The sequence below is a fragment of the uncultured Nisaea sp. genome (assembly GCF_963974195.1).
Taxonomy (GTDB): Bacteria; Pseudomonadota; Alphaproteobacteria; order Thalassobaculales; family Thalassobaculaceae; genus Nisaea.
The window spans coordinates 20,703-30,518 of the sequence record NZ_CAXBDC010000054.1 but is presented as its reverse complement, the minus strand read 5'-3'; the positions used below and the strand labels follow the sequence as shown (position 1 = coordinate 30,518).

At 61.9% G+C, this 9,816-nt stretch carries 8 protein-coding genes; 4 read left to right on the top strand and 4 right to left on the bottom strand.

The window, feature by feature from the left end; all coding sequences use genetic code 11:
- Both AAC126_RS13130 and AAC126_RS13125 read left to right on the top strand, forming a co-directional pair.
- Positions 1 to 602, top strand: a 602-nt coding sequence (locus AAC126_RS13130; RefSeq protein WP_339854034.1) for a DUF4159 domain-containing protein, incomplete at its 5' end; no start/stop codon positions are given.
- A complete protein-coding gene (locus tag AAC126_RS13125) occupies positions 599 to 2,710 on the top strand; it encodes a hypothetical protein (RefSeq protein WP_339854032.1) in 2,112 nt (703 codons plus the stop codon). The genes AAC126_RS13130 and AAC126_RS13125, both read left to right, overlap by 4 nt.
- Before the next feature lie 483 nt (positions 2,711 to 3,193).
- Here AAC126_RS13125 and AAC126_RS13120 read toward each other — a convergent pair whose 3' ends face one another.
- A complete protein-coding gene (locus tag AAC126_RS13120; RefSeq protein ID WP_339854030.1) occupies positions 3,194 to 3,544 on the bottom strand; it encodes a hypothetical protein in 351 nt (116 codons plus the stop codon).
- A gap of 108 nt (positions 3,545 to 3,652) precedes the next feature.
- Between AAC126_RS13120 and AAC126_RS13115 the strand changes: the two genes are divergently transcribed.
- Positions 3,653 to 4,087, top strand: coding sequence for a helix-turn-helix domain-containing protein (locus AAC126_RS13115; RefSeq protein ID WP_339854028.1), 435 nt, complete (start codon positions 3,653 to 3,655; stop codon positions 4,085 to 4,087).
- Between the two features lie 190 nt (positions 4,088 to 4,277).
- Here the strand turns inward: AAC126_RS13115 and lepA are convergent, their stop codons facing one another.
- From lepA to AAC126_RS13100, 3 genes are all read right to left on the bottom strand, one after another.
- Entirely contained in the window at positions 4,278 to 6,080 is a 1,803-nt protein-coding gene (lepA, locus tag AAC126_RS13110) for a translation elongation factor 4 (RefSeq protein WP_339854027.1), read from the bottom strand.
- Between the two features lie 89 nt (positions 6,081 to 6,169).
- Positions 6,170 to 7,174: a lipid A deacylase LpxR family protein gene (locus tag AAC126_RS13105; RefSeq protein ID WP_339854025.1), complete on the bottom strand. Its 1,005-nt coding sequence runs from the start codon at positions 7,172 to 7,174 to the stop codon at positions 6,170 to 6,172.
- 140 nt (positions 7,175 to 7,314) lie between these two features.
- The gene (locus AAC126_RS13100) at positions 7,315 to 8,721 is read right to left on the bottom strand and encodes an ATP-binding protein (RefSeq protein WP_339854023.1); all 1,407 of its coding nucleotides are present in this window, start codon (positions 8,719 to 8,721) and stop codon (positions 7,315 to 7,317) included.
- 246 nt (positions 8,722 to 8,967) lie between these two features.
- Between AAC126_RS13100 and pcaD the strand changes: the two genes are divergently transcribed.
- A complete protein-coding gene (gene pcaD / locus AAC126_RS13095; RefSeq protein ID WP_339854021.1) occupies positions 8,968 to 9,753 on the top strand; it encodes a 3-oxoadipate enol-lactonase in 786 nt (261 codons plus the stop codon).
- Positions 9,754 to 9,816: the final 63 nt, after the last annotated feature.

Sequence of the window (9,816 nt, the reverse complement as noted above, 5' to 3'; positions counted from 1 at the left end):
ACCGCCGCACGGCGGTGGAGCCGCTGGAGCCGATGGCCGTCGATGTGGAGGTGGACGAGCTGTCCCTGTTCCCGTTGCTCTACTGGCCGATCACGGGCGCGCAGGCCGACCTGACTCCAAACGGCGAGGCCCGGCTCAACCTCTACATGCGCAATGGCGGCACGATCTTCTTCGACACGCGCGACAGGCTCGATGCCGGTGCGGGCAGTGCCGGGCCCGGGTTGCAGCGGCTCCGCTCCCTGACCCGCAATCTCGATATTCCCGCCCTCGGGCCGGTGCCGGAAAATCACGTCCTGACCAAAACCTTCTATCTGCTCGACAGCTTCCCCGGCCGGTATGAGGGCGGGCGGCTTTATGTCGAGTTGGGCGAGGGGAGCAGCGACAGCGAGGTTTCCCCGGTGATTATCGGCAGCCATGACTGGGCCGGTGCCTGGGCAAAATCCGAGGACGGTTTCTACCGCTTTCCGGTAACGCCGGGCGGCGAGTTGCAGCGGGAAATGGCCTTCCGTTCCGGCGTCAATCTGGTGATGTACATGCTGACCGGCAACTACAAGGCGGATCAGGTGCATGTCCCGGCCATTCTTGAAAGGCTAGGGCAATGATCGGGTCGATGATTGGCGGAGCGGTCGGGCTGGATTTCTCGCCGATGGTGCCCTGGTGGGTGATCGGCACGCTTGCGGCGGTCGGTTTCGCCCTGGTGATCTATACGGCACTGATGCGCGGCCGCGGCGGCCTCTGGCGCAGCCTTGCCTTGCTCGTGCTGCTGGCGGCGCTGGCCAATCCCTATCTGATCGCCGAGGACCGGGACCCGCGCGACGATGTCGCCGTCCTGCTGCTGGATGAAAGCACCAGCCAGTCCATTGATGACCGCTCGGTGCGGGCGTCCGAAATCACCGAGGATCTGATGCGCCGGCTCGATGCGCTCGGTGATCTTGATGTGCGCACGGTGACCGTCGGTGGCGGCAGTGGCCGGGCGGCGGGCGGCAGGGACGGGACAAGGCTTTTCACCGCCCTGCGCGATGTACTGGACGATGTGCCGCAAGGCCGGCTCGCCGGTGTCATCGCGGTGACGGACGGCCAGAGCCACGACCGGGTGGAGGAACTCGGCGGCCGGGAGCTTGGCGCGCCGCTGCATGTCATCCTGACCGGCCGTAAGGGCGAGCGGGACAGGCGCCTCGTCATCGAGCATGTGCCCTCCTTCGGCGTGGTCGGGCGGACGGTGACCGCCAAGATCCGGATCGAGGACGCGGACAGGACGGCGGCGGTACCCTTCAGCATGTCGATCGACGGCGTGCCCCGGCCGGATGCGGTGATCCGGGCCAACCAGGTGGTGGAGATCGAGATCCCCATCGAGCATGGCGGCGAGACCATCGTCGAGATGATGGCGGGCCCGGGGCCGGATGAGCTGACGGAGAAGAACAACCGCGCGGTGCTGGCCATCAACGGCGTGCGGGACCGGCTGCGTGTGCTGCTGGTCTCCGGCGCGCCCCATGCGGGAGAGCGGACCTGGCGCGATCTGCTGAAAGCGGACCCGTCTGTCGATCTGGTGCATTTCACCATTCTGCGCCCGCCGGAAAAGCAGGACGGCACGCCGGTGCGCGAGCTGTCCCTGATTGCCTTCCCGGTGCGGGAGCTGTTCGAGCTGAAGCTGGACGAGTTCGACCTGATCATCTTCGACCAGTATCAGCGCCGGGGCGTGCTGCCGCGCAGCTATCTGCGCAACATCGTCGAGTTCGTGCGCAATGGCGGCGCCTTCCTGGAGGCCAGCGGCCCGCCCTTCGCTTCCCGCCTGTCGCTTGCCAACACGCCGCTCGGCGAGGTGCTACCCGCCATGCCGACCGGCGACATTGTCGAGCAACCGTTCCGCCCCGCCACCACGCCGGACGGCCATCGCCACCCGGTGACGGCGGACCTGCCGGGCGGGCCTGTGCTGGATGCGGACGGGGCCGAGACAGCGCCGCCGACATGGGGCCGCTGGTTCCGGCAGATCGAGGCGGACGTGCTGCGCGGTGTCGTGCTGATGGAAGGGGCAGAAGGCCGCCCGCTGCTGATCCTCGACCGGTTCGGCGAGGGCCGCGTCGCCCATCTGCTGACCGATCAGATGTGGCTTTGGACCCGCGGCTTCGACGGCGGCGGCCCGCAGGCCGAAATCCTCCGCCGCACCGCCCACTGGCTGATGCGAGAGCCCGATCTGGAAGAGAACGATCTGCGCGTCCGGGTAAAGGGCGACCGGATCGACGTCACCCGCCGTTCCCTCGACGGGGAGCTGCCGGATGTCACCATGACCCTGCCGGACGGCACCGAGCTGACCCTGCCGCTGACCCGCACGGGACCCGGCCGGGGCCAGGCCAGCTTCACCACGGACCAGGTCGGCCTGCACGGCTTTACCGACGGTGTCTTGACCAAACTCGCCGCCGTCGGCGCCCTGAACCCCGTCGAATTCTCCGACGTCCGCACCACGGGCGAATGGCTCGGCCCGCTGGCGCAACAAACCGGCGGCTCCGTCACCTGGGGCGCCGAGGAAGACACCCCGTCCCTCCGCCGCGTCCGGGCCGGCCGTGCCACGTCAGGCCGCGACTGGGCCGGGCTGGTGCGGAACGAGGATTACATCGTGACGGGCGTCCAGACAGTGCCACTGCTGCCGGGCGTGCTCGTGCTGTTGCTGGTGATCGGCGGGATCATCATGGCGTGGAGACGCGAGGCGGGGTGATGAACAAGAGGCGTTGAGGTTTTTAACTTGGAGTAAACATGAGCATTTCAAAGTTCCCGATTTCTAGTTGGAAACGCGTTCGAAATCGCCGGGGTAAGCTAAGTGTTAGCTGCATAGTGTCCGATAGGTGGCTCAGTTTTCAGCCGCCGCATCACACTAAACTTGACGTCGGTACGCCAGTAACGGTCGACGTTATGACCGATGGTGATGATGGAAAATCTAAGAAGCTCTGCCAATTGATAGTTACTATTGAATAATTAAGAGAGTTGATAGAGGAGATGGCCCCGAGCGAGGCGAATTAAGGGGGCGCACTACCTAATTCTTTCCGCCTCGTTCTTTCCACCACCATCCTGCCCCACCCCAAATATCGTCATCCCGGCCGGAGAGCCGGGACCTAGATGATCCTAGGGCTGAGCTTGCCTTCCCTGGGTCCCTGCTTGCGCAGGGATGACATATTTTTCGGGAAGATGGGGATGCTCCATTTTATCCCAGTCGGTAAGGCGGCCGGAGATGCCAGTTGTCGAGGCCCTCTGCTTCATCCGTATCGGTGATGAGCACCTTCTCCGCGCACCTTCGGCGCGTCGCGGCAGCGGTGCCAAACAGGACGGCGCTGAAGATCTTCAAAACTTTATTCGCGATGCTGGCCTTATCGACTTTGGGTGACGCCGGTGTTTTCAGCCGTTGCTTCCTGTTCCCGATAAATGAAGTTGATGGATCGGCGGGACGGATCGACCGGAGGACATGGATTGCTCCGGCCGCAGATGCTCCTCGGAACCGGAGGCGGTGTTCGAACGAAGCCGTGACGTGATCCGTACCGGATTTTCGGTTGTCCATGCGGGTATTCCTGATGTTGTGGTGGATGTCAATCACTTGCGTTTTGCAAGTTAATAACAAATAAGAAAACAACTTGTTTATTGCAAGTGATTTTCTTAAATTAAGTCCATGGAAAGCACGAGTAAGCTACGCACGAGCGGGTGTGCAATTGCCTTCGGTCTCGATATTTTCGGGGATCGCTGGAGCCTGCTGATCATTCGCGACATGATGCTGTACGGCAAGAAAACCTACGGGGACTTCCTCGAAGCGGACGAGGGGATCTCGACCAATATCCTCGCCGACCGCCTGAAGCAGTTCGAAGCGAACGGGATCGTCGAGAAGACGCGCGACCCGGAAAACCGCCGCAGTTATCTGTACCATCTGACCGCGAAAGGCCGCGACCTTGCTCCTATCGTTCTCGAGATCGTCCTCTGGAGCGGAAAATATGACGATCGATCGTTTGCCCGTAAGAGTGTCCTGAAACAAATCAGGGACGACAGGCCGGGGCTGGAAGCGAGGATCAGGTCGGGGCAGCCGGGACCGGTGGTGCGGAAGTCGGAATGACAGCTCCTGTCTGTGCGCCGCAGCACTGCCTTCTCAAGGCATTTGAATATCGTCATCCCGGCCGGAGAGCCGGGATCTGGACGATCAAAGAGCTTTATTCGTCATCCCTGGGTCCCGTCCTTCGACGGGATGACGATGACGATAAGGGATGACGAAGAGGGCGGTGAGATGAAACCGGAGGGAGTCGGCCCTAATTGTCGCCCATCTTGAGAGCTTCGATGAAGGCGCTTTGCGGGATGTCGACATTGCCGAACTGCCGCATCTTCTTTTTGCCTTCCTTCTGCTTCTCCAGCAGCTTCTTCTTCCGGCTGATGTCGCCGCCATAGCATTTCGCGGTGACGTCCTTGCGCATGGCGCTGACGGTCTCGCGGGCGATGACCTTGCCGCCGATCGCCGCCTGGATGGCGATCTTGAAGAGCTGGCGCGGGATCAGGTCTTTCAGGCGGGCGCACATGGCCCGGCCCCGGAATTCGGCCTGATTGCGGTGGACGATCATGGAGAGCGCGTCCATCGGCTCGGCATTGACCAGCACGCTGAGTTTCACCAGGTCGCCCTCTTCGTAGCTTTCTAGCGCATAGTCGAAGCTGGCATAGCCGCGTGAGATGCTTTTCAGCCGGTCGTAGAAATCGAACACGACCTCGTTCAGCGGCAGTTTGTAGACGGCCATGGCCCGGCTGCCGACATAGGTCAGCTCGATCTGCTCGCCGCGCCGTTCGGTGCAGAGCGAAAGGACGGGGCCGAGATATTCGTCCGGCACCATGATCGTCGCCTTGATCCACGGCTCTTCGATGCTTTCGATCCGCATCACGTCCGGCATGTCCGCCGGGTTGTGCAGCTCGATCTGCTCGCCCTTGGTCAGATTGATCCGGTAGACCACGCTCGGCGCGGTGGTGATCAGGTCGAGATTGAACTCGCGCTCCAGCCGCTCCTGGATGATTTCCAGATGCAGCAGGCCGAGGAAGCCGCAGCGGAAGCCGAAGCCGAGCGCGGCGGAGCTTTCCGCCTCGAAGCTGAAGCTGGCATCGTTCAGGCGGAGTTTCTCGAGGCTGTCGCGCAGATCCGGATAATCGTTGGCATCGACCGGGAACAGGCCGCAGAACACCACCGGGATGCTGGGCTTGAAGCCCGGCAGCGGGGAGTCGCAGGGGCGCTTTTCCTCGGTGATGGTGTCACCGACCTGGCAATCTGCCACGGTCTTGATCGAGGCGCTCATGAAGCCGAGCTCGCCCGGGCCGAGTTCCTTGAATTCGGTCAGTTTCGGCGTGAAGGCACCGACCTTTTCGACCAGATGCGTCGCCCCGGTCTGCATCAGCTTGATCTTCTGGCCCTTTTTCAGCACGCCCTGGCGCACCCGGACCAGCGCCATGACGCCGAGATAACTGTCGTACCAGCTGTCCACCAGCATGGCCTGCAGCGGCTTCTCGCGTTCGCCGGTCGGCGCCGGCAGGCGCTGGACCAGCGCTTCCAGCACAGCCTTGATGTTGAGCCCGGTCTTGGCCGACACCTCGATCGCGTCCGAGGTATCGATACCGATCACGTCCTCGATCTGCTCCTTCACGCGCGCCACGTCGGCGGCGGGCAGGTCGACCTTGTTCAGGACCGGAATGATCTCGTGATCCTGCTCGATGGCCTGATAGACGTTGGCCAGGGTCTGCGCCTCGACACCCTGGCTGGCATCGACCACGAGGATCGAGCCTTCGCAGGCGGCAAGCGACCGGCTGACCTCGTAGGCGAAGTCGACATGGCCCGGCGTGTCCATCAGATTGATCTGAAAGGTCTCGCCATTATCGGCGGTGTAGTACAGCCGAACGGTCTGCGCCTTGATGGTGATACCGCGCTCGCGCTCGATATCCATGCTGTCGAGCACCTGCTCCTTCATCTCCCGGTCGGCGAGGCCGCCGCAGAGCTGGATCAGTCGATCCGCCAGCGTGGACTTGCCGTGGTCGATATGGGCGATGATCGCGAAGTTACGGATATGGCTGAGGTCGGTCATGTAAAGCGTATACCGTCAAAGTTGCTGGCCGGGAAAATAGGGCCGACCGGGCATTGTGGCAATGCGGAAACGGTGGGGGCTGCCCTGCTTCAGAAGCGGTAGGTCACGCCGAGGGAGGTAAATCGCGAAATATCGCTGTCGGAAGCGATTTCCGGACTGCGTAAAACCTGGGTCAGGGAGATCCGCGCCTGACCGACGGTGAAGACCAGCCCGTAGCTCAGATCGCCGACCAGCAGGTTCTTGTCGACCGACGCGCTGTCCCGGAATGTATTGCCGTCGAGAAAGATGTTGCGGGCAACGGCCCGGGCCTCGACGCCGGCGAACAGATACCAGCCGAAACTGTCCGTGGGCTCGAAAAAGCCGGAGCCCGGGGTCGCCGGCTGAATGCGCGGCGGGCCGTAATCGTTCTTCGGCAGATCATAGCCAAGCCGGAAGGTCAGGCCGCCATTCGCATGGGTGAAGACGTTCCCGAGGGCGCCGCCGACATAGGGCGAGGCATCGATCTGGAAGCCGTAGGGCTCGCCGACCAGCCGCTCCGCCCATTTCCGCTCGAAGGTCAGCAGCAGGGCCGGCTCGTTCTTCAACTGGGAATCCCAGCCGCGCGGCTCGCGGGTATCGATGGCGCTGTGCACGAAGCTCTGCACCTGCTCACCGAGAGCGGCCGGGCCAACCACGCCGAGGCTGAGCTGCAGGGATGTCAGGCTGTCATCCGTATCCGCCAGCACACCGACCGAGCCGTAGAGCCAGCCGGCATAGGGGCGGTCTTCAGGATCCGGGATTTTTTGTTCGATATCCTGTGGCGTGTACATGTTCTGGCCGAGCTGATAGGTCACGCGGATATTCGCGCCCGGATCGATGAACGGCGCCGCCGCATAGCGGACACCGTGCGGCACCCGGTTCAGCGTGTCCGTATACTGGATGGATACGCCGTTCGTGTAATTCTGGTCGGTGCCGTTGAAGACATCGTTTTCATAGGTGACGTTGAACGTGCCGCCTGTTTCTTCCTCGGCGGTATCGGCCAGAACGGGCCCGGTGAAAGCAACACCAATCGCGGCAACGGATGCGGTTATGGCCGCAAGTCGGGTCACTCTCATGAATTTCTCGGTGTCACTGTTTGCCTAATTCCTGAAGGGATATGGTCTGTCCGGCCGACTAAACAAGGATAGGGCTGCCCTCTGGAGGGCGCAATGAGGAAAGGCCAGCGGGAAGCGGCATCCGCCCGGGCCCCGTTGCATCAATGCAACAGCAGTCGCCTCGGCAGGTCGATGGCGACGACGGTTCCCGTATCCGCCTTGTTGCTGACCGAGATTTCCCCGCCATGCACCTCCACAAAGCGTTTTGCCAGCGGCAGCGAGAGATCTATCCCGCCGCCTGCCTGGGTCACCGTTGCGTTGGTGACGCTGAACGGGTTGAAGGCTTCGGTGATTTCGTGATCCGAAAGCTTCGGGCCGTTGTCTTTCACTTCGATGCGGACGGAATCCTCGGGCTCCGGGCCCGCGCTGACATGGATTGACCCTGTGTTTCCCGCGAACCGGAGTGCGCGGACCAGAATTCCAGACAAAGCCTGTTTCAGCAGATGTTCGTCCCCCTCGACGGAGCCGGTTCCCTCCTCAAAATACCGGATGATCTCCGCCGGACTCGAGCCTGCTTTCAGGCGCGCGATATTGATCGCCGTATCAACCAGAGCCATGACATCCAGTGTTGCCGGATTGAAATCGACCCGGTTCGCCTCCAGCCGCGAAAGCTCAAGGACCTGGTCGACAAAGGAGAGAAGCACACGGGCCGCCTGGTGGATGTCCTCGCCATAGCCCGTATAGCGCTCCGCCATCCGGTCCGCCGGGCTTTTGGCGATAATTTCCGAAAAGCCCATGATTGCGTTCAGCGGCGTTCTGAGCTCGTGACTCATATTGGCAAGGAAGGCTGACTTCGCATTGCTGGCGTTGATTGCGAGTTCCCGTTCGATGCCGAGTTTTTCATTCGCGGCTTTCAGTGCGGTGGCTTGTTCCTGCAATGTCGCATTGGCCCTGGAGAGATCCATGCGGGCGCGCAAAAGCTCTGCAACGATCAGGGCAAGGCCGATGGCGACAACGAAAACCTGGTCGGCGCTCCGGATCAGGTTTCCGGCCGGAGTGAACACGAAGAGCGGCCAGGGCAAATGCATGGCGCCCCTGGCGAGGAACAGGACGGCGACAGTACGTCCGATGAATGTCCGGCGCCTGCTCCAGAACAGAAACGAGCAGAAGAGATCGACGACTCCGATCAGCACCGGAAGATAGACGATGCTCGGGATCTCCCAAACGGCCATCACGGCTTCGGTCCCGACCAGGATCGTGAAGGCGGTTAGGAGGATCGTTTTCCACGGAACTTTGAAATCGACATAGGCCATGCAGCCGGCGGTGATGAATGTCAGCGACAGAACGACCATGGTCGCGCCGACCTGAAAGCGGTAGGGGTGTTGCCAGCCAAGGGACATGCCGACCACGTTGTGCAGCAAAAGCAGGGCAAGGCAGAAAAAAGAAGCGCCGAAACTCAGCAGGCGCGTCCAGCCAAGCCGGTGCCACAGGAACAGGAAAGTCAGGCTGACGATCAGGCTGACCGTCGCCGAGTAGAAAACCAGCAGGATTTCCGGCGTTATCTGCATTATGGGCCCTCGATCGGGTGCTCAGTGGTCATTGAGCTGCTCGCTTTGATTTTATTGTCCGGCCCAATTCAAGTCTCGGTTACATTTCAGATAAATCAATCTTTTTCCGGTTTTCCGAAACGGCACCTAAGCCTTGCGGGAAAGACCGGGGCGACTGAGAGCCGCGTGCTGCTACGATGCTGATCCGGTGCAAAGGCCGTGTGAGGATGTTGTGCGCCGGCCAAAAAGCATTCACGGGGGAAAACCATGCCGCATATCAAAGCCAACGGAATCACGCTGCATTACCGGATCGACGGGCCGGAGGATGGGCAGCCGCTGCTGCTTTCCAACTCGCTCGCTTCGAACCTGCATATGTGGGATCCGCAGATCGCGGATCTGACGTCAGCGGGGTTCAGGGTGATCCGTTATGACAGTCGTGGTCACGGCCAGTCGGACGCACCGGAGGGGGCCTATTCCATAGAGATGCTGGCAGAGGATGCGGTTGCTCTGCTCGACGGGCTTGGCATCGAGAAGGCGGATTATTGCGGGCTCTCCAAGGGCGGCATGGTCGGCCAGATGCTCGGGGTCAGGCACCGGGACCGGGTCAGCAAGCTGATCCTGGCCGATACCAGCGCGCATATGCCGACACAGGAAATGTGGGATGGCCGGGTGCGCACGGTGGAGAAGGGCGGCATGGCGGCCGTCGCCGACGCCACCATCGAGCGCTGGTTCACCCCGGCGAGCCAGCAACGGCTGAAGGATGATATCGGCAAGGTTCGGGAAATGATCCTCGGCACCCCGCCGCAGGGCTTCATCGGCTGCTGCCGGGCGATCCAGGCGATGGATCAGCGCGGGACGATTGCCAGCATCGATACGCCGACCCTTGTGATCGTCGGCGCGGAGGATCCTGCAACCACGCCGGAGCATGCCCGCGAGATACACGGCCAGATCAAAGGGGCGGGCTATGTTGAGATCCCGGAAGCGGCGCATTTCTCGAACTTCGAGCAACCCGCGGCTTTCACCAAGGCGATGCTGGCGTTTCTGAACGACTGACCGCTTATCGACACGCCTTCTCTCCAGCGGTCATCCTGTCGAAGGATTGGACCCACTGGCGCA

Bases quoted from the DNA above. Each gene is read 5' to 3' on its own strand.
- lepA (WP_339854027.1), bottom strand. From the start codon at position 6,080: ATGACCGACCTCAGCCATATCCGTAACTTCGCGATCATCGCCCATATC.
- pcaD (WP_339854021.1), top strand. From the start codon at position 8,968: ATGCCGCATATCAAAGCCAACGGAATCACGCTGCATTACCGGATCGAC.
- AAC126_RS13120 (WP_339854030.1), bottom strand. From the start codon at position 3,544: ATGGACAACCGAAAATCCGGTACGGATCACGTCACGGCTTCGTTCGAA.
- AAC126_RS13115 (WP_339854028.1), top strand. From the start codon at position 3,653: ATGGAAAGCACGAGTAAGCTACGCACGAGCGGGTGTGCAATTGCCTTC.
- AAC126_RS13100 (WP_339854023.1), bottom strand. From the start codon at position 8,721: ATGCAGATAACGCCGGAAATCCTGCTGGTTTTCTACTCGGCGACGGTC.
- AAC126_RS13125 (WP_339854032.1), top strand. From the start codon at position 599: ATGATCGGGTCGATGATTGGCGGAGCGGTCGGGCTGGATTTCTCGCCG.
- AAC126_RS13105 (WP_339854025.1), bottom strand. From the start codon at position 7,174: ATGAGAGTGACCCGACTTGCGGCCATAACCGCATCCGTTGCCGCGATT.